Origin of the sequence: Actinocatenispora sera (genome assembly GCF_018324685.1) — a bacterium.
GTDB lineage: Bacteria > Actinomycetota > Actinomycetes > Mycobacteriales > Micromonosporaceae > Actinocatenispora > Actinocatenispora sera.
Genome location: NZ_AP023354.1, coordinates 4,376,384 through 4,400,009, shown reverse-complemented (window position 1 = coordinate 4,400,009; position 23,626 = coordinate 4,376,384). Strand labels below are relative to the sequence as shown.

The 23,626-nt window shown below is 73.5% G+C and carries 20 protein-coding genes; 4 read left to right on the top strand and 16 right to left on the bottom strand.

The features are described 5' to 3' along the window. Positions 1 to 80: 80 nt before the first annotated feature. From Asera_RS20960 to metE, 10 genes are all read right to left on the bottom strand, one after another. Positions 81 to 977 carry a ribokinase gene (locus tag Asera_RS20960; RefSeq protein WP_030444508.1) on the bottom strand — a complete coding sequence of 299 codons (897 nt, stop codon included), beginning with the start codon at positions 975 to 977 and terminating at the stop codon, positions 81 to 83. Next, a complete protein-coding gene (locus tag Asera_RS20955; RefSeq protein WP_030444509.1) occupies positions 977 to 2,359 on the bottom strand; it encodes an ADP-ribosylglycohydrolase family protein in 1,383 nt (460 codons plus the stop codon). The genes Asera_RS20960 and Asera_RS20955 overlap by 1 nt, the downstream gene beginning before the upstream one ends. Then, on the bottom strand, positions 2,359 to 3,507 hold the full coding sequence (locus Asera_RS20950) for an ADP-ribosylglycohydrolase family protein (protein ID WP_030444510.1): 1,149 nt from the start codon (positions 3,505 to 3,507) through the stop codon (positions 2,359 to 2,361). Before Asera_RS20950 ends, Asera_RS20955 begins: the two co-directional genes overlap by 1 nt. Next, positions 3,497 to 4,714: an ADP-ribosylglycohydrolase family protein gene (locus Asera_RS20945; protein WP_035295380.1), complete on the bottom strand. Its 1,218-nt coding sequence runs from the start codon at positions 4,712 to 4,714 to the stop codon at positions 3,497 to 3,499. Before Asera_RS20945 ends, Asera_RS20950 begins: the two co-directional genes overlap by 11 nt. Next, positions 4,711 to 5,889, bottom strand: a complete 1,179-nt coding sequence (locus tag Asera_RS20940) for an ADP-ribosylglycohydrolase family protein (protein WP_211255472.1) — start codon at positions 5,887 to 5,889, stop codon at positions 4,711 to 4,713. Before Asera_RS20940 ends, Asera_RS20945 begins: the two co-directional genes overlap by 4 nt. Beyond that, positions 5,862 to 7,157 (bottom strand): ABC transporter substrate-binding protein, encoded by a 1,296-nt coding sequence (locus tag Asera_RS20935; RefSeq protein WP_030444513.1) that lies wholly within the window; start codon positions 7,155 to 7,157, stop codon positions 5,862 to 5,864. Before Asera_RS20935 ends, Asera_RS20940 begins: the two co-directional genes overlap by 28 nt. Before the next feature lie 31 nt (positions 7,158 to 7,188). Further along, positions 7,189 to 8,028 carry a carbohydrate ABC transporter permease gene (locus Asera_RS20930; RefSeq protein ID WP_030444514.1) on the bottom strand — a complete coding sequence of 280 codons (840 nt, stop codon included), beginning with the start codon at positions 8,026 to 8,028 and terminating at the stop codon, positions 7,189 to 7,191. Continuing rightward, complete coding sequence (locus Asera_RS20925) at positions 8,025 to 8,951, bottom strand: carbohydrate ABC transporter permease (protein WP_030444515.1); 927 nt, start codon at positions 8,949 to 8,951, stop codon at positions 8,025 to 8,027. The genes Asera_RS20930 and Asera_RS20925 overlap by 4 nt, the downstream gene beginning before the upstream one ends. Next, positions 8,948 to 9,967 (bottom strand): LacI family DNA-binding transcriptional regulator, encoded by a 1,020-nt coding sequence (locus Asera_RS20920; protein ID WP_030444516.1) that lies wholly within the window; start codon positions 9,965 to 9,967, stop codon positions 8,948 to 8,950. Before Asera_RS20920 ends, Asera_RS20925 begins: the two co-directional genes overlap by 4 nt. A gap of 297 nt (positions 9,968 to 10,264) precedes the next feature. Further along, a complete protein-coding gene (gene metE / locus Asera_RS20915) occupies positions 10,265 to 12,517 on the bottom strand; it encodes a 5-methyltetrahydropteroyltriglutamate--homocysteine S-methyltransferase (protein ID WP_244843973.1) in 2,253 nt (750 codons plus the stop codon). A 158-nt stretch (positions 12,518 to 12,675) separates the two neighbouring features. On the opposite strand from metE, the gene Asera_RS20910 reads away from it, so the two are divergent. Further along, on the top strand, positions 12,676 to 13,572 hold the full coding sequence (locus Asera_RS20910) for a LysR family transcriptional regulator (RefSeq protein WP_030444518.1): 897 nt from the start codon (positions 12,676 to 12,678) through the stop codon (positions 13,570 to 13,572). Positions 13,573 to 13,873: 301 nt separating this feature from the next. Beyond that, a complete protein-coding gene (locus Asera_RS20905; protein WP_051801656.1) occupies positions 13,874 to 14,233 on the top strand; it encodes a DUF3761 domain-containing protein in 360 nt (119 codons plus the stop codon). Positions 14,234 to 14,279: 46 nt separating this feature from the next. Here the strand turns inward: Asera_RS20905 and Asera_RS20900 are convergent, their stop codons facing one another. After that, positions 14,280 to 14,987 carry a TetR/AcrR family transcriptional regulator gene (locus Asera_RS20900; RefSeq protein WP_030444520.1) on the bottom strand — a complete coding sequence of 236 codons (708 nt, stop codon included), beginning with the start codon at positions 14,985 to 14,987 and terminating at the stop codon, positions 14,280 to 14,282. A 118-nt stretch (positions 14,988 to 15,105) separates the two neighbouring features. Here Asera_RS20900 and Asera_RS20895 point away from each other — a divergent pair, with 118 nt between their 5' ends. Beyond that, the gene (locus Asera_RS20895; protein WP_030444521.1) at positions 15,106 to 16,296 is read left to right on the top strand and encodes an FAD-dependent monooxygenase; all 1,191 of its coding nucleotides are present in this window, start codon (positions 15,106 to 15,108) and stop codon (positions 16,294 to 16,296) included. A 167-nt stretch (positions 16,297 to 16,463) separates the two neighbouring features. Here Asera_RS20895 and Asera_RS20890 read toward each other — a convergent pair whose 3' ends face one another. Further along, positions 16,464 to 18,383: an Hsp70 family protein gene (locus Asera_RS20890; protein ID WP_169745796.1), complete on the bottom strand. Its 1,920-nt coding sequence runs from the start codon at positions 18,381 to 18,383 to the stop codon at positions 16,464 to 16,466. A 14-nt stretch (positions 18,384 to 18,397) separates the two neighbouring features. Between Asera_RS20890 and Asera_RS20885 the strand changes: the two genes are divergently transcribed. Further along, on the top strand, positions 18,398 to 18,814 hold the full coding sequence (locus tag Asera_RS20885) for a hypothetical protein (RefSeq protein WP_030444523.1): 417 nt from the start codon (positions 18,398 to 18,400) through the stop codon (positions 18,812 to 18,814). A gap of 293 nt (positions 18,815 to 19,107) precedes the next feature. Here Asera_RS20885 and Asera_RS20880 read toward each other — a convergent pair whose 3' ends face one another. From Asera_RS20880 to Asera_RS20865, 4 genes are read right to left on the bottom strand one after another with little or no spacing between them, the layout of a single operon-like run. Further along, positions 19,108 to 19,974: a carbohydrate ABC transporter permease gene (locus Asera_RS20880; RefSeq protein WP_030444524.1), complete on the bottom strand. Its 867-nt coding sequence runs from the start codon at positions 19,972 to 19,974 to the stop codon at positions 19,108 to 19,110. After that, on the bottom strand, positions 19,961 to 20,914 hold the full coding sequence (locus Asera_RS20875) for a carbohydrate ABC transporter permease (RefSeq protein ID WP_030444525.1): 954 nt from the start codon (positions 20,912 to 20,914) through the stop codon (positions 19,961 to 19,963). Before Asera_RS20875 ends, Asera_RS20880 begins: the two co-directional genes overlap by 14 nt. Beyond that, positions 20,911 to 22,233 (bottom strand): ABC transporter substrate-binding protein, encoded by a 1,323-nt coding sequence (locus tag Asera_RS20870; protein ID WP_030444526.1) that lies wholly within the window; start codon positions 22,231 to 22,233, stop codon positions 20,911 to 20,913. Before Asera_RS20870 ends, Asera_RS20875 begins: the two co-directional genes overlap by 4 nt. A gap of 2 nt (positions 22,234 to 22,235) precedes the next feature. After that, the gene (locus tag Asera_RS20865; protein WP_030444527.1) at positions 22,236 to 23,303 is read right to left on the bottom strand and encodes a glycoside hydrolase family 172 protein; all 1,068 of its coding nucleotides are present in this window, start codon (positions 23,301 to 23,303) and stop codon (positions 22,236 to 22,238) included. Positions 23,304 to 23,626: the final 323 nt, after the last annotated feature.

Here is a 23,626-nt window from a genome sequence, read left to right as displayed (position 1 = left end):
CCCCTGGTCCCCGGGGCGGCTGGCGTCTCCGGGGCGGTTGACGCGGCGGGAGGTCGACGGCTCCGGGCGGGCCTCGGGGGTCATGCCGCGCCGCCGAGGAAGGCGTCGATCCGGGCTGCGGTGGGCGCCGAGTCGGACGCGCCGGGTTGCTGGACCGACAGCGCCGCGGCGGCCGATGCCCGGCGCATCGCGTCCGGCATCGCGGCGCCGGCCGCGAGCGCGACCGCGAGCACGCCGACGAACGTGTCGCCGGCCGCCGTGGTGTCCACCGCGGTGACCGGGAACGCCGGTACTGCAACGGGTTCGGCGTCGGCGGTGACGTGGACGGCGCCGCGCTCGCCGAGGGTCAGCAGCACGTCGCAGTGCTTCGCGAGCAGCTGCGCCGCCCGGTACGGGTCGTCGACGCCGGCGATGAGCGTCGCCTCGTGCTCGTTGGGTACCAGCAGGTCCACCGCGGCGAGCAGGTCGTCGCTCAGCGGGCGGGCCGGCGCCGGGGTGAGGATGGTCCGCACGCCGAGTGCGTGCGCGTGGGTCGCCGCCGCCTGCACCACCGGCAACGGCAGCTCCAGTTGCAGCAGCAGGGTGTCGGCGGTGGCGATCGCGTAGGCGTGCGCCGGCAGCAGGTCGGTCAGCGTCCCGTTCGCACCGGGTACCACCACGATCGTGTTGTCGCCGCCGGCCGCCACGGTGATGTGTGCGGTGCCGGTGGGTACGCCGGCACGTCCGACCGCGGTGGTGTCGACGCCGGCGGAGGCGAGCGCGGCGACGATCCGCCGGCCGAGGTCGTCGTCGCCGACCGCACCGGCGAACCGGACCGTACCGCCGGCGCGCGCCGCGGCGATCGCCTGGTTGGCGCCCTTGCCGCCGGGTACCTGGCGGAACGTGCCACCGGCGATCGTCTCGCCCCGGCCGGGCAGCCGGTCGGTGGTCACGACCAGGTCCATGTTGGCGCTGCCGAGCACCACGACATCGGCCATCAGATTTCCTTCCGTTGCGCGGCAAGGGATTTCGTGATCGTGACGGTGCGGCCCGCGAGCTCGTCGAAGCCGATGCCGTCGAAGCCGGGCAGGGTGGAGGCGAGCCGGTTGCGCAGCGGGGCGACCCAGCGGGTGGGCAGCGCCGCGGCCCCGGTCAGCGCACCGGCGATCGAGCCGGCGGTGGCGCCGTTGGAATCGGTGTCCCAGCCCCCGCGTACCGCGTAGCTGATGGTGGCGGTGAAGTCGCCGGCGCCGTAGACCAGCGCGGCGGTCAGCAGCGCCGCGTTGTTGAGCACGTGCACCCAGTGCAGCTGCCCGTACTCCCCGGCGATCGCGTCCACCGCGTCCTCGAAGTCGGCGTGCTCGGCGGGCAGCGCCCGGGCGAACCGGACCGCCCGCGCGTAGCGGGATTCCGGTGGTACGGCGGCCAGTCCCGCATCGAGCACCTCCTCGACGGTGTCCGCGACCGTCGCCGTGGCACAGGCCGCGGCGACGAACATCGCCCCGTACACGCCGTTGCGGGTGTGGCTGAGCACCGCGTCGCGCCAGGCCAGGTCGGCGGCGGCGATTGGTGCGCCGGGGTTCGCCCAGCCGTACACGTCGGCGCGGATCTGCGCCCCGATCCAGTCGGTGAACGGGTTGCGAACCGTGGCGGTCGCCGGCGGTACCTGGCCGAGCAGCAGGTTGCGGTAGGCCACCCGCTCGGCGGTGAACAGCCGGCCCGCCGGCAGCTCGGACAGCCAGGCCTGCGCGACGTCCTCGGTGGACAGGGCAACGCCGTGGCGCTCCAGCAGTTCCAGCGCCAGCAGCGCGAAGTTGAGGTCGTCGTCCTCGGGCATCCCGGCGATGTTCTCGGCCAGGCTGGTGGGGGCGCTGCGCCGGTTCCACGGCCAGCGCCGCGCCACCTCGGGCGGCAGCCCGTCGGCGGTGAACCAGTCGGCCAGCGGCCACCGGCCGGTCGCCTCGAGGATCTCCCGGATCCCGGCCCGTGGAATCTTCTCCACCGGCTTGCCCAGCAGGCACCCCGCCGCCCGGCCGAGCCACGCCCCGTGCACCCGGTCGTGGTGGTCGGACCCGCCGGCCGGCGGCGCCGTTCGGTCCGGTACCGCACCGGTGCGCAACCGGCGGATCGCGGCCAGCTCGGTCGGCTCGGTGCCGTCGAGGTCGGCGGGGCGGCGGTCCAGCTCGTCCAGGATGTCGCCGGCGAGCACCCGCAGGGGCGCAGGCGCCGGCCGGTCGGAGGCGCCGGCGTGCAACGGTTCCGGGTCGCCGCCGGCGGCCACCCAGGCGGCGCACAGGTCGGTGACGTCGACCCCGTCGAGTACCGCCTGGGCCAGGCCGTGCCCGACCAGATCCTCGGGTTGGACCCAGGTCAGGCGCATCACGACAGCAACCCGTCGTACCCGGCGTCGGCCGCGGCGCGCGCGGCCCGGTCCGCGGTACGGATCTGCCGGGTCACCGCGGCCAGCCGCTCCCCCGGCCCGACCAGATCGGTACGGCTCGCGGTCGCGACCGCGGCGGCGAGGTCGGCGTCGACCGCGTCCCGGCCGTGCAGCGCACCGGCGATCGCGCCGGCCATCGACGCGATCGAGTCCGCGTCCCGGCCGTAGTTGACGCTGCCCAGCACCGCCTCCCGCCAGTCTCCCTTGGCCACGACGAGCATGCCCAGCGCGAGCGGCAGCTCCTCGATGCTGTGCACCCGGCTCGGCCGGCGGGCGCCGAGCCCCTGGTCGCGGTAGTCGTCGCCGACGGTGTCGTACGGGCGGATCGCGGCCCGCAGCGCGCCGGACTCGATCGCCTCGGTCCAGTGCGTCACTGTGCCGGCGGCGGTGGTCACCGCATCCAGGGCGGCCCGGGTACCGTCCTTCGCCAGCCGCAGCGCGGCCGCCACGACGTCGTCGACCGTGGCGCCGGGGGTGGCCGCGGCGGCGACGCAGGCGGCGAGCACCCCGGCCGCCTCCCGGCCGTACGAGGCCTGGTGCGCGCCGGCGAGGTCGATCGCCTCCGCGTACGCGGCGTCCGGGTCGGCGGCGTTGACGATGCCCACCGGCGCCATGTACATCGCCGCGCCGCAGTTGACGGCGTTGCCGACGCCCGCCTCGCGCGGGTCGGCGTGCGCCCAGTGCAGCCGCAGCGCCAGGTACTTCTCGGCGAGGAACACCCGCTGCAGCGGCAGCGCGGCCTCCTCCAGCTCCGGCACCCAGCGGCGCTCGCCGAGCATCAGCGGTACCAGCCGGTTCGCCACGTCGTAGGCGGTCAGGTGGGTGCCGGCCTGCTCGTACACCTCGACGAGCAGGTGGGTCATCAACGTGTCGTCGGTGATGTGCCCGTCGCCCTTGTGGTACGGGGCGATCGGCCGCGCGTTGCGCCAGTCGGGGTAGTACGGCGGAACGATGCCGTCCACCCACCCGCCCCAGCGCTGCGCGATCTGCGCCGGACTCCAGCCCTCCGTCGCGCCGCCCAGCGCGTCACCGACGGCGGCGCCGACGAGGCAGCCGATCGCACGCGATTCGAGGCTCTCACTGGCCACGGGTGGTCCTTTCCACGATGTCGAGCAGATCGACCCCGGCGAGGGTGGGGTCGCAACAGCCGGCCAGGGTCCGACACGTCTCGGCCCAGGACGGCGGTAGTTCGGCGGCGCCGCGTACCGCGCCGAGCAGGGCGCCGGTCAGCGCCGGGGCGCTGTCGGCGAGCGACGGCAGCGCGGCCGCGGCGAGGATCGCGTCGATCGTCGGAGTACCGCTGCGCAGCGCCACCGCGGTCAGTGCCGCCGCGACCGGTACGGTCTGGGCCGCGGCGCAGCCGTAGCTGTACACCCGGTCCACCAGCTCGTCGAGCAGCGGTACGGCCTGCGCCGGGGTACCCGCGCCGGCCACGAGCGCGAGCGCCCGGCGCAGCGTGCGCCCGGCCAGCCGATCGATCGGCAGCTCGGCCTCCAGCGCGGCGAGCAGCTTCGACTCGGGTGCCGGGGAACCCGCTCCGGCGCCGGCCCGGCCCACCGGCACCGCGGCACCGGCCGCTCCGTCCGGCGCTGTCGCGGCACCGGCCCCGTACGGCGGGGCCGGGGCACCGGCCGACCCGTCCGCCAGTGCCGGGGCACCGGCGGGCCGGTCCGGATCCGGGCGCTGGGCCGGCCGTGGCGAAACCGCTGTGGCGATCGCGACGGCGACCGCGCGCGCGGTGGCGACCCCGTCGCCGGCGTGGGTCACCTCGGCGTCCCACTCCGCCAGCGTCGCCGCGTGTGCCGGGGTGGCGCCGAGGATGCCGAACGCCACGGCCCGGATCGCGGCGGCGTCGTCGAAGTGGTGCGGGTTGCGCCGCCCGGAGTCCGGCGGCAGCACCCCGCGCCGCAGGTTGTCGACCGCGGCAGCCACGGCGATCCGGCCCGCCGGGACAGTGCCCGCCGCCACGGCGGTCGACCATCGGGCGTGCATCGCCGCGCGGTCGGTCGGCAGCGGGGCCAACCCGGCCAGGGTCCAGGCGACCCATTCCGCGTCGTCGCCCGGACCGAGCCGCAGCGCTGTCGGGTCCTGGTTGAGCGCGAACGGCACCGGCAGCGTGGTGACCGCCTCGGTCTCGGCGAACGTGTCCAGCTCCCGGCGCAGCCGGCGGGTCCACCCCGGCAGCACCCGGGACCGGTGCACCCGTGCCGGCCAGCCGGCGGCGTCGCCGATCGCGAGCCCCAGGATCGCGCCGCGGCGACGATCCGCGCCGGTACGGTCGATCGGTTCGGTCATCGTCCGGTCCTCGTCTCCGGCCGCGCCGCCTCGGACCGCGCCGCCTCGGACCGCGCCGCCTCCGGCCGCGCCGCCCCGGGCCGCGCCGCCTCGGACCGCGCCGCCTCAGGCCGCGCCGCCTCGGACCGCGCCGCGACGAGGCGGTCGGCCAGGTCGGTCATGGTCAGTCCGGCGACGACCTCGCCCAGGCAGCGGCCCGTGACCGGGCCGACCGCGGCCGCCCAGTCGGCGGGGATGCCCGCCATGCCCTGGCTCGCGCCGCACAGCGCGCCGGCGATCGCCGCGGTGGTGTCCGCGTCGCGGCCCATCGCCACCGCACCCGGTACGGCCCGGCGCAGCTCGCCGCCGGCGGCAAGGAAGGCACCGAACGCCAGCCCGACCGCCTCCGGGGCGAGATCGGTCCACGGGTACGCGCGCACCACCAGCTCATCGAGCAGCGCGTCCGGCCCGGCGGCGGTACCGGCGGTGGCGAGCGCGGCCGCCGTCCACGACTCGGCCGGTACGCAGCGGCGGGCGGCCGCGAGCACCTCGACGGGGCCGGCGCCGGCCAGGGCCGCGGCGACGGCCACGGCGACCGCCTGACCGGCGTACACGCCCTCGCCGTCGTGGCTGACCGCGCCGTCCACGGCGGCCAGCCGGGCCGCGAGGGCGACGTCGCCCGCCGCGTACACGCCGTGTACCGCGGCACGCATGGCGAGGCCGTCGCTCCACGAGTGCAGGTGCTGGCCGGACGCGGGCGGTCGCAGCCCGGCTCGCAGGTTCTCGACGGTGCCCAGTTCGCTGAAGCCGGCGCCGGGGAAGCCGCCGGCTCGACCGGCGAGGTGCCGTACCCACGCGTCGGCGACCTGCTCGCTGGTGAGCGCCGCGCCGTGCTCGATCAGCAGCAGCGCGCTGAACGCGGCGTACTCGGTGTCGTCGGTACCGGCCGGTTCGTCGCGCAGGAACCCGGTCACCGGGCCCCACCGTTCGGCGATGGCGGCGGCGGTCATGTTCTCCGCCGGTGCGCCCATCGCGTCCCCGATCGCCAGGCCCAGCAGGCAGCCCCGAGCCCGGTCCCGGGCGGGATCGCCGGCGGCGACCGGGCCGGGTTCGGGCGCGGATGACCGGCCGGGCTCGGGGTGCCCGGCCGGCGCGTCGGCGTCGCGGTTCAGTGTCCGCCCCCGACCTGCTTCCACCCGCTGGTGAGCTGGTCGGCGAGCTTGCTGGCGGCGATGTCGTTCGCCAGGTACCGCTGCAGCGACGGGGTGGCGATCTGGTCCTTCCACTGCGGGTAGTTTTTGACGTGCAGGAACGGTGCATCCACGAGGTTCTCACCGGAGGTGAGGATCTGGTCCCAGCCGTCCTTGCCGCCGGTCTGCTCGCGCACCGCGGTGCGGGCGCTCGCGGTCGCCGGGATCAGCCAGTCGCTCTGCGCCAGCTTCGCCAGGTTCGCGTCGGCGACGAAGTAGTCGATGAACTGCGCCGCCTCCTTCACGTGCTTGGTCGCCTTGGACACCGACAGCGTCTGCGAGCTGGCCGGCTGGGCGCTGCTGGTACCGGCCAGCGGGGGCAGCACCGCCCACCTGAATCCCTTGGGAGCCTGCTCCTGGATCTGCTGTGCCACATACGATCCGGCGACCATCATCGCGTACTTCCCGGCGTAGAAGCCGGGCAGTACGTCGCCGCCGGACTGGGTCAGGCTGGTCGGGTCGATCGACTTGTCGTCGTAGGCCATCGCGTGGATGCGCCGCGGCACCTGCATCTCGGCGGTACCGACGGTGAGGCTCGCGTCGTCTCCGCTGGTGTGGAACCAGGTGCCGCCGAAGTTCGCGGACAGGTTGAGCACCGTGGCGGCCGGCTGCTTGAGACCCCACCCGACGCCGTGGCTGCCCTTGCCGGTCAGCTTCTTCGCCATCGCCCGGAAGTCGTCCCAGGACAGCGATTTTCCGGTCGGCACCGAGACACCGGCCTTGCCCAGCGCCGTGGTGTTGGCGAACACCACGTACGTCTGCTGCAGGGTGGGTACCGCGATCAGCTTGCCGTCGACGGTCAGCGAGTTCCACACCCCGTCGGCGACGTTGCCGCGCAGCGCACTGGACACGTACGGCTTGAGGTCGGCGAAGTAGCCCTGCTGGCCGAAGCCGATGATGTCGGCGTTCTCGTCGTGGATGATGTCCGGCGCGGTACCGCCGGCCAGCTGGGTGACGAGCTGGTCGTGCACGTTGTCCCAGCTGCCCTGGATCAGCTGGATCTGCACCTTGGGGTGCTTGGCGTTCCAGTCCTTGACCGCCTTCTTCGTCTGCGCCACGGTCGTGTCGGCGAAGGCCAGCGACTGGAACTTCAGGTGCACCGTACCGTTGGCGTCGGTGTCGTCGGAGCTGCTGCCGCCGCCGCTGGTCGCGCAGCCGGTCAGCGTCGCCGCCGTGGCCGCGAGCATCGCGGTCAGGGCCGTCCTTCTCTGCATGAGGGGTTTCCTTCCTTCACCTGTGGCGGGGTCAGCCCTTGACCGCGCCGGCCAGCAGGCCGGAGGTCAGTCGGCGCTGCATCAGTGCGAAGAAGACCAGGCTGGGGATCATCGACAGCAGCGATCCCGCGGCGAGCGGGCCGAGCTGCACCTGCCCCTCCTGGCCGACGAAGCGGGCGAGCGCCAACGGCAGGGTGTTGAGCTGGGGGTCCTGGATGAGCACGAGCGCGAAGAAGAACTCGTTCCAGGACAGGACGAACGCGAACATCGAGGTCGCCGCGATGCCCGGGAGCAGCAGCGGGAACACGATCCGGGTCAGGGTGCGCAGCCGGCTGGCGCCGTCGGTGGCCGCCGCCTCCTCCAGCTCGGCGGGAATCTTCGCGACGTACCCCTGGAGCATCCAGAGGGCAAACGGCAGCGACCAGACCAGGTCGACGAGGACCAGGCCGGCCAGCGAGTCGATCAGGCCGAACTGCTTGAGGATCAGGAACAGCGGGACCACGATCAGGATGATCGGGAACACCTGGGACACCAGGATCCAGCCCATCGCCACACCGCGCAGCCGGCTGCGGAACCGGGCCAGCGCGTACGAGGCGGGCACCGAGACGAGCACCACCAGCACCGTGGTGCAGCCGGCCACGATCAGGCTGTTCGCGCCGGCGCGAAGCAGGTCCTGCTGCTCGATCGCGGCCCGGAAGTTGGTCAGCGAGAACTCCTCGGGCAGCAGGCTCGGCGACAGCGAAGCCAGCTCGCGCGGGGTCTTGAACGACGTGGACAGCAGCCACACGAGCGGGAAGCCGAGCAGGACGACGTAGCCGGCGAGCGCCAGGTAGGACAGCGCCCGGCCGGGGGTGAGCCGACGTGAGGTCATGAGGCGGCCCGCCTTTGCGCACGCAGGTACACGAACATCAGCAGCACGATCACCGCGACGGTGACGACGCCCATCGCGGCCGCCAGCCCGAAGTTGCCGTACTTGAACGCCTCGTTGTAGGCGAACAGCATCGGCAGCATCGTCTTGCCGCCGGGCCCGCCCGCGGTCAGCACGTACACCAGGCCGAACTCGTTGAACGACCAGATGAAGTCGAGCGTGGTGATGGCGACGATCACCGGACGCAGGGACGGCAGGACGATGTGCCAGAACCGCTGCCAGCTGCTGGCCCCGTCGACCGAACCGGCCTCCAGTACGGCCGGGTCGACCGACTGCAGCCCCGCGAGCAGTACCACCGTGGTGGCGGGCATTCCGACCCAGACGCCGACGAAGATGACCGCCGGCAGCGCGGTGGAGAAGTCGCCCAGCCAGTTGACGTTGTGGTCGATGATGCCCAGCGTGGACAGGATCCCGTTCACCGGGCCGGACCGCGGGTCGTACATCAGCTTCCACATGATCGCGATGATCACCGGCGGCATCGCCCACGGGATCAGCGCGAGCACCCGGGCGAACGCGGCCCCGCGCAGCCGCATGTTGAGCAGCACGGCCAGGCCGAGGGCGAGCAGGAACTGCAGCACCGTCACCGAGACCGCCCAGATCAGCCCGATCGTGAACGAGTCCCAGAACAGTCCGTACGAGCCGAGGTCGGCGAAGTTGGCCAACCCGACGAACGCGCCCGGCCGCCCGGCCGTGGTGTCGGTGAACGCGAGGTAGATGCCCTGCAGCAGCGGCCACACCGACAGCAGCGCGACGGGGATCAGCGCCGGCAGTACCAGGATGGTGCCGCCGCGGTCGCGCCGCCGCCGTCGTGCGGCCGGCGCCGTCGGTGCCGGCACCGGCGGGTCCAGCGTCGCGTGCTGGCTCATCGGACTCCTTCCTGCCGTGCCGGCGTGGACGACTCGCGCACGGTCAGCCAGGGGTCGACGACGACCCGCTCGGCCGGCCGCTCCGGGTCGGCGATCCGGGCCAGCAGCAGCCGGGCGGCCGCCGCGCCGCGCTCGCCGGAGCCGAGGTTGACGCTGGTGAGGCCGGGCGAGACCACCGCGGCCAGGTCGGTGTCGTCGATGCCGACCACGGCGAGGTCGTCGGGCACCCGGATGCCGCGCGAGTGCGCCACCCGCATCACGCCGAAGGCGAGCAGGTCGTTGGCGCACAGCACCGCGTCCGGCCGGTCGTCGAGTACCCGTCCGGCGATCTCGCGGCCGGCGTCGACGGTGAAGGCGGCCGCCGCGTGGCGCCGGCCGGCGCCGGCCAGCAGCCGCGTGTCCGCCCGGTCGAACCCGCGTTGGCGGGCGACGCCCGGCACGGTGTCGACCGGACCGTTCACGAACGCGATCCGGTGCCGGCCGGTGTTGACCAGGTGCTGCATCGCCAGTTCGACCCCGGCGGCGGAGTCGGCCTGCACCGCGTCCACCGGTACCGCCGCGGGCGGGGTACCGATGACCACGGCCGGGTGCCGCAGCCGTTGCAGCGCGTCCAGGATCGGTTCGGTCATCCGCAGCGGGCTGATGATCACCCCGTCGGCGTAGCCGCTGGACAGGCCGTCCAGGATGGCGATCTCCTCGGCCACCTCGGAGTTGCCGGTGGACAGCAGCAGCCGGTACCCGGCGTCCTTGACCACCGCGGCGACCGCGCGCATCAGGCCGGTGTAGACCGGGTTGCCGACGTCGGGAACCACAAGGACGAGTTGCTCGGTGCGGCCGACCTTGAGCGACCGGGCCCGCGCGTCCGGGGTGTACCCGAGCGAGTCGACGGCGGCGCGGACCCGGGTGGTCATCTCGGGGCTCGCCGGCAGTCCGTTCAGGACCCGGGAGACCGAGGCGACGGACACCCCGGCCAGGTCGGCGACCTGACTGAGCGTAGGGCGTGCGGACAGCGTCAACCCACCGCTCCCCTCCGGACGGTCAGTTGCAAACGTTCTTGTAAACGACTACAGCGGCAAGCTACCGCACGCCTCCGGGCGCGTCAACGGTCGATTCTGCGGTAGAACATGCAGGTTGCGGCGGGTATCCGGCGACCGGAGGGACGACCGGCGGACGCGGCGCGGCACGCCGCCGTACGCGCCCGATCGCGAACTACCGTGCGTCATCGTCGCTCGCCGCGACCCTCGGCAGCACGCAGCGAACCGCGGCGGCGACCGGGTGGTCGCCGCCGCGGGCGTGGTCCGTTCGACGGCGGGTCAACGCCGTACCGGATCGGCGGCGCGCACCTCGTGGGCGGCCGCGACCAGGTTGCGCAGCGCGGCGGTCACCTCGGCATAACCACGAGTCTTCAGCCCGCAGTCGGGGTTGACCCACACCCGGCCGGCGGGCAGCGCGGCGAGCGCGGCCCGCAGCCCGGCGGCGATCTCGGCGGTCGCCGGCACCCGGCGCGAGTGGATGTCGTACACGCCGGGGCCGAGGCCGCGGGCGAAGGCGCGCACCGCGGGCTCGGCCAGGATCCGGCCGTGCGAGCGGGCCGACTCGACGCTCGTCACGTCGGCATCCAGCGCGTCGATCGCGGCGAGCACCTGATCGGCGTCGGAATAGCACAGGTGGGTGTGGATCTGGGTGGCGTCCCCGGCACCGGAGGTCGCCCGCCGGTACGCGGCGACCGCCCAGTCCAGGTAGTCGTCGCGCTGTTCGGCGCGCAGCGGCAGCAGCTCGCGCAGGGCCGGCTCGTCCACCTGCACGATGCCGATCCCGGCGGCCTCCAGGTCGGCGACCTCGCCCCGGATCGCGTCCGCCACCTGGTGCACGACCGTGCGCAGCGGCAGGTCGCGGCGCACGAACGACCAGGCCACGATGGTCACCGGCCCGGTCAGCATCCCCTTCACCGGCCGGTCGGTCCGCGACTGCGCGTACCGCGCCCAGCGCACCGTGATCGGCTCGGTGCGGCGCACGTCGCCGTGCAGGATCGGCGGCCGGGTGCAGCGCGACCCGTACGACTGGACCCAGCCGTTGCGGGTGACCGCGAAGCCGTCCAGGTGCTCGGCGAAGTACTGCACCATGTCGTTGCGTTCCGGCTCGCCGTGCACCAGCACGTCCAGGCCGAGCTCCTGCTGCAGCGCCAGGACCCGGTCGATCTCGGTCTCGATGATCCGGTCGTACCCGTCGGAGTCGAGCCGGCCCGCAGCCAGCGCGGCGCGCGCCGCCCGCAGCTCGCCGGTCTGCGGGAACGAGCCGATCGTGGTGGTCGGCAGGTCCGGCAGGCCCAGCCGAGCCGCCTGCGCCGCCGCTCGCACCGGGTACGGCGAGCGCTCCGTCACCGGCGGCGGCTCGGCCGGCGTGGCGACGGGTGCCGGCGCCGGCGCGGTACCGGTGTCGCCGGCGGCCAGCGCCACCACCTCGTCGACCTTCTGCGCCGCGAACGCGAGCCGCCCGGCCAGCTGGGCCGGCAACTCGGTCTCCGCGGCCAGGTCGTACGGCACGTGCAGCAGCGAGCACGACGTGCTCACCGCGACGGTCGCCGCCATCCCGCGCAGCCGCTCCAGCTGCCCGGCGGCGTGCCCCGCGTCGGTGCGCCAGACGTCCCGGCCGGACACCACACCCGCGACGATCACCTTGCCCCGCAAGGTATCCAGCTCGTCCGGCAGCTCGCCGCGGACCAGGTCCAGGCCGATCGCCTCGACCGGCGTGGCGGCCAGCACCGGCAGCGCCTCGCGCAGCGCACCGAAGTACGAGGCGACGAACAGCGCCGGGCGGTGCGCCAGCTCGCCGAGCCGCCGGTACGCGGTGGCCGTCACGGCGAGCTCGTCCGCGGTGCGGTCGGCGACGAGCGCCGGCTCGTCCAGCTGCACCCAGCCGACCCCGGCATCGGCCAGCGTGCCGAGGATCTGCTCGTACGCCTCCAGCACGGCATCGAGCCGGGACAGCGGTGCGAACCCGGCCGGCGCATCCGCGCTCGGCTCGGACAGCAGCAGGAACGTGACCGGCCCGAGCAGTACCGGGCGGGTCTCGACGCCGAGCGCCCGCGCCTCGGCGTGCTCGGCCAGCGGCTTGCTCGGGTCGGCCCGGAATCCGGTGTCCGGCCCGATCTCCGGTACCAGGTAGTGGTAGTTCGTGTCGAACCACTTCGTCATCCGCAACGGCGCCAGCCCGTCGCCGCCGCGACCGGCGGCGAACGCGGTGTCCTCCGGCGTGCCCCGCCGGTACCGCTCGGGCACCGCACCGAGCAGCAGCGCGGCGTCGAACACGTGGTCGTAGTCGGAGTACGTGTTGGACACCTGGCCGTCGAGGCCGCGCCGGGCCAGGTCGGCCCAGGTCTCTGCGCGCAGCCGGCGGCCGGTCTCGCGCAGCCCGGCGAGGTCGATGCGCCCGTCCCAGTACGCCTCCATCGCCCGCTTCAGCTCCCGCCGCGGCCCGATCCGCGGGTACCCGAGGATCGTCGCCGCCGGGAACCGGGGCGCGCGGGTGCCCGGCTCGGGTACCGGTGGTGCGACTGGCTGCGGCACGGCTGACTGGGGCACGGCTGGCTGCGGCACGGCTGGCTGGGGCACGGAGATCTCCTCGGGCCTTGCGAGGTACGGGTCCGGGCAGGCTAACGACCCGGGACGCCAGCACGGTGGACTGATTTACGATGCTTATGGATAGCGATAGGCCTGGAGGAACGATGGAGCGGTTGCCGGCGCTGCGGGACGTGCGTTGCTTCGTCACCGTGTCCGAGTTGCGCTCCTTCTCCGCCGCGGCCCGCTCGCTCGGCCTGTCCCAACCGGCGATCAGCCAGGCCGTCGGCCGGTTGGAGCGGGTGCTCGGCTGCCGGCTGCTGGAGCGCAGCAGCCGGTCGGTGCGACTGTCGGCCGCCGGCGAGGCGCTGCTGGCACCGGCCAGGTCGGTACTGACCGAGGCCGGCGCGCTACTCGCCGCCGCGGACCGGTGGGCGGCGCCGGCAGGCCCGACGATTACTCTTGCTTATCCATCGATCCTCGGCACGTTCGCGGCCCGGATCGCCCGCCGGCTGACCCGCCGGCAGCCCGGCGCCGAGGTGGTGCTGCGCTCGGCCGGCCAGCGGGAGGCCGCCGAACTGGCCGCCGCCGGTAGCGTCACCGCGGCGATCCTCACCGCACCGGTGCCGATCCAGCTGACCGCGATCCCCCTGTTCACGGTGGTGATCGACCGGCTCGCGGTGCCCGCGGGCGACCCGCTCGCCGGCCGTCGCGCGCTCGGGCTGGCGGCCCTGACCGGCCGCCGCGTGCTGGTACCGGCCCGGCGCCCGCCGGGCGGCCCGTGGCCCGCGCTGGTGGCGGCGTTGCCGCCGCGCTCGCCGTACCCGGTGACCGATGATCTGGAGGACCCGTCCGCGGCGCTGGATCTGGTCGCCGCCCGCATCGCGCTGCTGCCGCTACCGAGCCTGGTCGCCGACACCGTGCGGCGCCCCGACGTCCGGTTCGTGCCGCTGGCCGATCCGCCGCCACCGCTGCGGTTCCGGCTCGCCTGGTCGGCCGACAGCCCCGACCCGGCGGTCCTGCTTCTCGCCCAGTCCGTCCAGCAACTCCTGCAAACCCGCTGACGGGCCGGCACCACCGATCGGGCCGGCGAGCGTCCGCCGAGTCGACCCGAGATCGGGACGAACGGTCGGTGGCAACCAATCAACCGGACGATGGTGACCAATCACGCCACGTCCTAACGTTCCGGAGTCGGCCGCTCACATCTGACTGAGCGACCACCGACCCCGGGAGATGGCCATGACGCCACAGACTGCCCGCACCGGCCCGCGACACCGCCGCCTCCGACCGATGATGCGGGCGCTCCTTCTCACGCTCGCCCTGGGCCTCGCCGGTTGCGGTCCGGCCGCGGGGAACCAGCCGGGAATGTTCGCGAGCACCGCGCCGGACCCGGCCCCGAGCACGGCAGCGGCCACCGGTTCGACCACGACCTCCAGCTCGCCGGCACCGGCGACGACCTCGCCAGCCGCGTCGCAGCGCGCCCGTACCCCCGCCTCGGCGGCGCCGACCACCACGGCGGCGGCCCGGCCCACCGCACCGCACACCCCCGCCGCCTGCGGCAGGGACTACTACCGCAACTCCGACGGTCGCTGCGTGCACCGGCCGGTCAGCGCACCAGCGGCACCACCCGGTGCCACCGCCAAGTGCAACGACGGTACCTACAGCTACAGCCAGCACCGCCGGGGTACCTGTTCCGGCCATGGCGGCGTCGCGGTGTGGCTCTGATCGATCCGTCCACTGTGGACAACGCGGTGCCGGTGCGGGTGGACGGTCAGGCGCCGGTGCGCCGGGTGATGAGCAGTTCGACGCCGTCGAGGATGCGGGCCAGCCCGAAGTCGAGCGCCTGGTCGCTGCCGCCCTGCTCCACGGTGGCGTCGAGCGCGGCGGTGAGCGCCGGGTAGCGATCCCGGTGCTCGTGCAGCACGGTGGCGATGCCCTGTTGCAGGTCCTGCTCCGGGCCCGCCGAGCCCGCCGCCACGTCCTGCTGGGCGATCGAGCGGACGTGGCCGATCAGGGTCGCGGCGACATCGAGCATCTCGCTGCCGGTCAGGCCGGTACCGGCAAGCCGGGCACAGGCAACCTCCATCCAGGACAGTTCGTTCGGACCGACCGGCCGCGGACCGACGGTGGTGGCCAGCGCCCAGGGATGCCGCACGTACCCGGCGAAGATCTGCCGCGCCCACTCCCCCAGCGCCTGCCGCCAGGGCGCGGCCGGCAGCTCGGGCGCGGCGCCGAGCGCGGCCTCGGTCATCAGGGCGATCAGCTCGGCCTTGCCCGGAACGTACCGGTACAGCGCCATCTTGGTGACGTCCAGCGCCTCGGCGACGCGCTGCATGGTGACCGCGGTCAGCCCCTCGGCGTCGGCCAGTTCGATACCGGCGGCGGCGATCCGGGCGTGCGTGAGCGTTGGCTTCGGGCCGCGCCGGCCGGCCGGCGGCTGGTCCCAGAGCAACGCGAGCGCGTCCTTGCGTACGGCCATCGGCTTCCTCCCTGCCGTCGAACTGCCACTCAACCAGTTCCGCCCATCCGGCTTGCCCGCGGGCCAGATCTGTGTCTATAGTAATCTGTATCCAAAGGAAACAGATGAAGGAGCGGTCATGGCAGCGACGCTGAACGGCTATCGGGTCCTCGTCTCCGGCGGCGGCGTCGCCGGCCCCGCTCTCGCCTGGTGGCTCGCCCACCACGGCGCCGAGGTCACGGTGGTGGAGAAGGCGCGGGCGCTGCGGGAGAGCGGCTTCGCGGTCGACTTCCGCGGCCCGACCCACCTCGGCGTGCTGGCGAAGATGGGCGTGCTGGACGAGCTGCGGGAGATCCAGACCCACGGCAACGCCATGTGCAGCGTGGACGAGCAGGGCCGGGAGATCTTCACCCTGCCGGCCGAGTTCACCGGCGGCGAGCTCGAGGTGTACCGGCGCGACCTGTCCCGGGTGTTCTACGAGCACAGCCGCGGCAGCTGCCGGTACCTGTTCGGTGACGAGATCGTCGAGCTGACCGACGCCGCCGACGGCGTCCGGGTCAGCTTCGCCGGCGGCGACACCCAGCGGTACGACCTGGTCGTCGGCGCGGACGGGCTGCATTCGGCGGTGCGCCGGCTCGCGTTCGGGCCCGAGTCGCGGTTCGTGCGGCACCTCGGCTACCACATCGCCGGGTGGGAACTGCCCAACGACATCGGCGCCGACCGCACCTCGCGGCAGTTCAACCAGCCCGGGCGGATGGTGAGTGTCGCGGCCGACCTGCGGGTCGCGAACACCGCCGGGGCGATGGCCGTCTTCCGGTCGGGGGCCGCAAGCGTGGGGTGGCACGACCAGGACGCGCAGAAGGCGTTCGTCACCGCGGCGCTGGACGGGATGGGCTGGCACGTGCCCCGGCTGCTGGCCGGCCTCGCCGACGCCGACGAGCTGTACTTCGACGCGATCGCCCGGGTGCACGCGCCGCACTGGACCGCCGGGCGGGTCGCGCTGCTCGGTGACGCCGCCTGGGGCGTCACCCTCGGGGGAATGGGCGTGGGCACCGGCGTGGTCGGCGCGTACGTGCTGGCCGGCGAGCTGGCCGCGGCGCGGGGGGCACACGCCCCGGCGCTCGCCGCGTACGAGCAGCGGATGCGGCGGTTCGCCGGCCGCTGGCAGCGCGGCGCCCACCCGGGGCGGTTCCTCGCCCCGGCGACCGGGTACGGGCTGGCGCTGCGCAACGGCATGTTCGCCAACCGGATGGTGCGCAAGATGATGCTGTCCAGCACCCAGTCGCTCGCCACCGACGCCGGCCTGCCCGACTACGAGCCCGCGGCCTGACCGCCGGCGCCGGATGCCCGCCGCGCGCCGGGACTCGCGACCGAGCGATCCCGGCCCGGCGCCCCCGGCCCGACGATCCCGTGCCGGTGCGCCCGATCCCTTGCCACCGGCCCGACGATCCCGGCCCGGTACGGCCGGCCCGATCGCTGCCGGTCCGGTGCGATCGCTCAGGCGCGTCGGTAGCGGGTGCCGGCGGCGGCGACCAGGGCCCGTTCGACCGCGTCGAGCTGGGGCGCCCGCCAGGGGCCGACCCGCAACGGCATCGCGACCACCGGTTCGAGCGGGAAGGAGATCCGCCCGTCGGAGTACCGCCGGTCCTGGTCGATGGCGGGATCGGGCCGCCGGGCCGCGCGCAGTTGCAGCGAGACGTTGGCGTCGCGGCCCCGAGACATCGTCACCGTTCGGACGTCGCACCAGCGCACCGTCACCGAGGTCTTGAGCCGGCCCCGGCGGGTGCGCTCGGTGGCGGCGATGCCGGCGGCCGACACGGTGATCGTGTGGTCGCCGCCGAACACCAGTTCCAGCGTCGGCACGATGACGCCGAACAGCAGCGCGATCAGCAGCGCGATCAACAGCGCCCCGCCGACCTGGTCCGGGCCCAGGCCGTCGGCCAGCCACGTCGGGATCGAGACGAACGCGACCACGACGACGCCGGCGACCACCCCGTAGAGCGCGTACTCGGCCGCCACCGCGGCGGGATGCTTGCGGAAGCTGCGCTGCGAACCCCCGGTACCCGGCGATGACCCGCTCGGGTCGGCCGGCCCAGCGGTGCCGCTGAACCCCGGCCCGGCCGCCCCGGCCCCCAACGCCGGATCGGCACCAGGTGACGGCGCCGCAACCACACCGGACCCCGACACCTCCGCGGCACCCGCGGGAGACTGCAGCGCGGCGCCGGCCAGCGACCGCGAAGTGCCGCCCGGTGTGGCGCCCGCGGCGGCCGGCGGTGCGGCCGGTGCGGCGCGCGCGGGGGCGACCGGGGCCGCGATGCCGGGCGCCGGCCCGGCGGACGGCATCTCGAGCGCGCCGCGGGCGACCACGAGTTCGGGCTGCTCGGCCGGGGTCGGTGCGGTACCGAACCGGCGGTGCAGCATGGTCGCGACCAGCGGCATCCGGCTGCCGCCACCGACCAGGCAGAGCGGCCCGGGCGGCGGCAGCCGCAGCCCGGCGGCCACGATCGCGGCCCGGGTCGCGGTGACGGTACGGGCCAGCAACGGTTCGGCGATCGCCTCCACCTGCTCGCGGGTGATCGGCGCGTCCACCCCGACGAGCGGGATGTGCACGAACGTCTGCGCCGTGCGGGACAGCATCTCCTTCGCCGCCCGTACGTCGTCGGTCAGCTGTCGCCAGGCCCGCCGGTCGTCGGCCGTGCCGGGGTGGCGCAGCCGGTCCCACGCCGCTGGGTCCCGGTCCCGGTAGGTCGCCTGCACGTACGCGACCAGGGTGGAGTCGATGTCCAGGCCGCCGACGTCGGCGAGGCCCTCGGTCGCGGCCACCGTGCTGCCGTCGACCACGGACACGTCGAAGGTGCCCGCGCCGAGGTCGTAGACGATCACCGGCGCCGGGTCCTGCTCCCGACGCGCGCGGGCGAGCCGCATCGCCGCGGCCACCGGCTCGGGTACCAGCGTCGCGTCGGCCAACCCGGCCAGCCCGGCGGCCGAACGCAGGGTCTGCTGCCGCCGCGGGCCCCAGCTCGCCGGGTGGCTCAGTACGACCCGGTCCGGTCGCCTCGCCCGCGATGCCGACTCGGCCGCGACGCGGCGAAGCACCGCGGCGAACAGGTCGACCACGGTGACCTCGATGCCGAGCAGTACGGCGCCGTCGTCGATGCGCAGCTTCGGGTTCGGTTCGAACCGCTCCGGCGCGAGCCGCGCCGAGTGCACCGCGTCCCGGCCGGTCACCAGCGTGCCGTCGGGCTGTGCGTACACCGCGGAGGGCAGCAACGGCGAGCCGTCGAACAGCAGCGGCTCGGCCGGCTCGCCGGATCGCGCCGCCACGGCCACCGTGTTCGACGTACCGAAGTCGATCGCCAGCACGTCCGCCATCCGCACCACCATCTGGCCACCGGCGGGCACCGCTTGCCCAGCCATCGTCATCATCGGCGATGCGGGCAAGCCACGACGAGCCCCGGTGGCCGGGCGAACACCGAACGGTGGTGCTCTACCTGGTCGCCGCGCTGGTCAGCCACCTGGCCGACGCGGAGCTGTCCCGCCAGCTGCGACTACGGCTGGCCGACATCTCGCCGTACGCCGCTGGGCTGGTTCGCCGTTGGGTGGCGGGCCGGGTCAGGACCCCGGTCCAGGACGACGTCGCGGCGCTGCACCACGCCATCGTGCACGCCCGTGGCGAGCTGTACTCGGCGGTCGCCGGGCCGGCGGTCATCGTCCACTACCTGCTCTGGACCGATCCGTTGCTCGCGGTCGTCACCGTCGCCCTGGTCGCCGCGGCCCAGTCGGTTCGTATGCGGATGGCGCGCCGCTGGGCCGAACCCGTGGGCCGGATCGCCGCGGCGGCAAGCTAGGCCGACCGGGCCGACGACGCACAGCGCATCTTCGTCCGACAACGCAGCCGGGCCCGGGCGACCGTCGCACCTCCCAACTCGGCCGACGCCGGGACCAACCTCGCCTACCCGTTCCGGTTCGACGACACCTGGGGCGACGGGTACGCATCGTCGGCGTACCGGACGGCGCCGAGCACTTGACCTCGATCGCCGAGCTCGCCGTCCACTTCGACTGAACTGCAACGGATCCGGCGCGGGTGCTGGGCACCCGCGCCGGTCCGGTGGCCGCCACCGGGGGGATGGCGGCGGGCAGCTCACTTGAAGCCGGAGGTCTTGATGGACTCCACGATGCGGCGCTGGAAGATCACGAACAGACCGAGTGTCGGCAGCGCCGAGATCGTCGAGGCGGCCAGGCTGAAGTTCCAGTCCGCGGCGTGCTGCTGCTGGAACGCCGCGATGCCCACCTGCACCAGGGACAGGTCGGTGCTGGTGGTGACCACCATCGGCCACAGGAACGCGTTCCAGTTGGCCAGGAAGAACAGCACCGCGAGCGCGGCGAACACCGGCCGGGACAGCGGCAGGATGACCTTCCAGTACACCCGCCAGTAGCCGCAGCCGTCGACGATCGCCGCCTCCTCCAGCTCCCTGGGCAGCGACAGGTAGAACTGGCGCAGCAGGAAGATGCCGAACGCGTTGAAGATCGACGGGATGATGATTCCCGCGTAACTGTCCAGGATCCCCAGCGTGTGCACGATCAGGAACAGCGGCACCAGGATCACCGGGAAGGTGATCAGCAGGGTGGAGAAGATGAGGACGAAGATCGTGTCCCGGCCGGGGAACCGCAGCCGGGCCAGCGCGTAGGCGGCCATCGAGTGGAAGAACAGCGCCACCACGGTGACCACCACGGCCACGATCAGGCTGTTGAGCAGGTAGCGCGGGAACGCCACCTGGGTCAGCACGTACGAGAAGTTGTGCAGCGTCGGGTGGGCCGGCAGCAGCGACGGGGAGAACACGTCGTCCGGGGTGCGGAACGATCCGGAGAGCATCCACCCCAACGGGAACACCGCCGCCACCGCGAGCACCAGCGCGACGGCGAACCGCACCCAGCCGCGCCGGGTGGTACGGGCACGGGCGGGCCGGACCGGCGCGTCTGCGGCGGGACTCGTGTCAGTCGCGGGCATCGTTGAACCGACCTCCCCGGGTGAGCGCGAACAGGCCGACCGACCACACCAGCAGGATCGCCACGATGAACGCGCCGATCGCCGACGCGTAGCCGTACTCGCCGTAGACGAACGCCTGCTCGTAGATGTAGTAGATGATCAGCGAGGTGGAGTTGGCCGGGCCGCCCGAGGTCATCACGTAGATCAGGTCGATGCCGCCGGTAAGCATCGAGACCGTCGAGGTGAGCAGGATGAAGAAGCTGGTCGGCTTCAGCAGCGGCCAGGTGATGTGCCGGAACTGCTGCCACACGCCGGCGCCGTCGATCGTGGCGACCTCGTAGTACTCGCGCGGGATGTCCTGCAGGCCGGCCAGGAAGATCAGCATGTAGTAGCCCATCGCGAACCAGATCGTGACCGCGACGACCATCCACAGCGCGAGGTGCGGGTTGCCCAGCCAGCTCGGCGAGCTGATCCCGAAGAAGCCCAGCACCCGCACCACGAAGCCGGACTGGTCGGTGAGCATGAACTTCCAGATCAGGCCGATCACCACCAGGCTGATCACGTTCGGCGCGAAGAACGCCCCGCGGAACAACCCGACCAGTGGGAACTTCTGCCGGATCAGCAGCGCCAGTGCCAGGCTGACCACGAACAGCCCGGGGATCAGCACCACCAGGTACAGCAGGGTGGTCTTGAGGCTGCCCAGAAACAGCGGGTCGGCGAACATCCGGCGATAGTTGTCCAGCCCGATGAACGTGTAGCCGCCGAACCCGTCGACCTGGAAGAACCCGAGCACGATGCAGACCACCATCGGCACACCGACGAACAGCGCGAGGCCCAGCACGTCCGGGGCGAGGAACAGCCCGGCCGCGATGCGTTCCCGGCTGCGGCGAGACAGCCGCCGGGTCGTGCGGGTCGCCGACGCACCGCGCGCCGAGCGTTCACCTACGGCAAGACCGGTCACAGGATCGTCACCCCCCGGTAGCTGGTGAGGTACGCGTCGATGGTGTCGCCGGCGAGCCTGGCCTGGGCGGCGGGATCGGCGCCGGCGAACTCGCACTGCTGGATCGCGTCCGAGATCGCCTTGTACACCACGGGTGGGTACCGCGGCTCGCCCCGTCCGGTCGGGAAGATCTCGTCGGCGAACTTCTTCATCACCGGATGGTCGTACCCGCCGGAGGCGCGCCCGGCGGCGAGCGCCGAGGCGCGCGGCGCGATGTCGCTCTTGGCCACCGTGCACCAGTCGACGACCCGCTGGATCGACTCCTTGGCCATCGAACCGAGCGCCCAGACGCAGAATTTCGCCGCGGTCTCCGGGTCCCTTCCGCGCGCGTTCGCCACGAACGCCCACCCGCCCAGTGCGGTACGGGGCGTTCCGCCGGCCGGCGTCGGCAGCGGGATCACGCCGTACCGGTACTTCGGCTTGCGGTACTTGAACGCCGCCACGGTCCAGATGCCGCTCAGCGACATCGTCGCGTACCCGCCGCCGAGGCCGGCGACCGCGTCGCTGTCGGGAACCGGCGAGGTACGCGGGGCGATGCCGGTCTGGATGCAGTCCCGCCACAGTTGCAGCGCCGACCTCGCGCCGGCCGAGTCGAAGCCGGACCGGCCGTGGCGGACCGCGTCCGCGCCGGTCTGCCACAGGAACGGGTACCAGGTGAAGTTCTGGTAGTAGCCCGGCAGGTTGGGCAGCATGATCGGCGGTGCCTTGCGCGTCCTGAGCTTGTCGCCGAGGTCCAGCAGCTGGTCCCAGGTGCGCGGCAGGTCCGACTCGGCCAGGTGCGCGGACTCCATCGCCTGCTCGGAGTAGAACATCGCGAGCGGCTCGATCTCCATCGGCAGCCCGTACACCTTGCCGTCCGCGGTGCGGGTGGCCATGTTCGGCGCGAAGAAGTCCTTGACCGCCTCCGGCTCCATGTACGGGGTCAGCTCGGCGAGCACGCCGCCGTTGTAGTAGCGGGCGAAGTCGCCGGGCGACAGCAGGAAGATGTCCGGCCCCTCCCCGGCGGCGAAGGCGGTGGCGAGCTTCGGGTTGCCGAGCACGGTGACGTACTCCAGCCGGATCTTCGTCTCGTGCTGGGCGTTCCAGTCGTTCACCATCCTCGTGAACCACTGGCTCTGCTTCACCACGTCCGGCGAACCGCCGACCGGGGTCGGCGCGTAGAACTGCCAGAACACCAGCTCCTTGCGGCCCGAGACGGACGAGCCGCAGCCGGACAGCAGGGCCGGCGCGGCGAGCGCCCCGGCACCGGCGCGAAACAGCGACCGGCGGCTGACACCCATCGTCAACACACCTCCAGCGCGTCCGCGGTCAGCTCGTCTCCCGGCGTGCCACCCGCTTCGGCCTGGTACCACCAGGCGGTGGAGGCGATGTCGTCGGTCAGCGGCAGGTACCGGCCGCCGGAGCGCCAGCCGAGCGCCTGCACGGTGACCCGCAGGTCGGTGGCGAACCGGATCGGGTCGGGCAGGTGGAACCGGTACATGCCGAAGCGCTGCTGGCTGTCGTACAGCCCGTCGGGGCGGATCACCTGCGGCAGCCCCAGGTACGGCGTGGTGAAGGTGGTGTAGCCCGACCCGGGCACGTCGAAGTTCCAGGCGCCGCCGAAGTAGTCCTCGGTGCCGGTACCGCAGATGGTCGGGAACTCCTCGTCGCCGTCCAGGTGGAACTTCAGCTCGCCCTCGCCCCACCAGCCGCGCGAGTTGACGCCCCAGGCCAGGTAGGTACCGACGTAGTGGCCGGCGCCGCGCACCCCGGTCACGATCGGGTGCACCTCTCGGTACGGCAACGGGTTGCTGCGGTGGAACTGGGTGTGCAGGTAGCCGGCGTCGGCGTCGACCGCGTCGAGTTCGTAGTCGATCTGGAAGTAGACGACCGCCGGCTCGGCACCGATGTTGGTCAGCGTCAGCCGAGCGGAGCGGCGGAACGGCATCTCCCAGTAGCTGTTGAAGCCGCCGTGCGGGTTGACCGCCACCGGGACCGAGGACACCTGGGCGAACCGGCCCCAGCCGGAGCAGAAGAAGTCACCGACCGGCGTCTCGATCGCGGGCACCTCGGCGTCGTCCCAGGTGATGCGCAGGACCAGCGAGCGCCAGTGCTTCGAGTGGGTGGTCAGCCACAGGTGCCGGATCGTCGCCGGTCCCTCGATCTCGCCCAGTACGGCGGTGGCGCCGGCGGCGATCTCGATGCTCGGCGACACCTTCCAGCCGCGGCCGAGATCGCGCGCGGCGTGCGCCCCGGTGCCCTCGGTGGCCCGGCCGCCGGCGCCGGGTGCGCCCGTCGGGTTCTCCGGGCTGATCGATCGGGACCGGCCCGCGGTGAGTCGGGCCATCCCGGCCGTGCCTTGAGTGGTCATGATGTCCTCCGCGGCCCGCCCCGGCCGTCCGCTGATGTCCTCGGCGTCCCGCCGGCCGCGGTCCGCTGAACTGCACGGCGTCCCGCTGACGCGGTCCGCAGAACTGCACGGCGTCCCGCTGGCGCGGTCCGCTGAACTGCACGGCGTCCCGCTGGCGCGGTCCGCTGAACTGCACGGCGTCCCGCTGACGCGGTCCGCTGAACTGCACGGCGTCCCGCTGACGCGGTCCGCTGAACTGCACGGCGTCCCGCTGGCGCGGTCCGCTCTGTCACAAGAAACCGATTTCTCGTAAGGTAGGGCGAGGCTCCCCGGCAGTCAAGGGT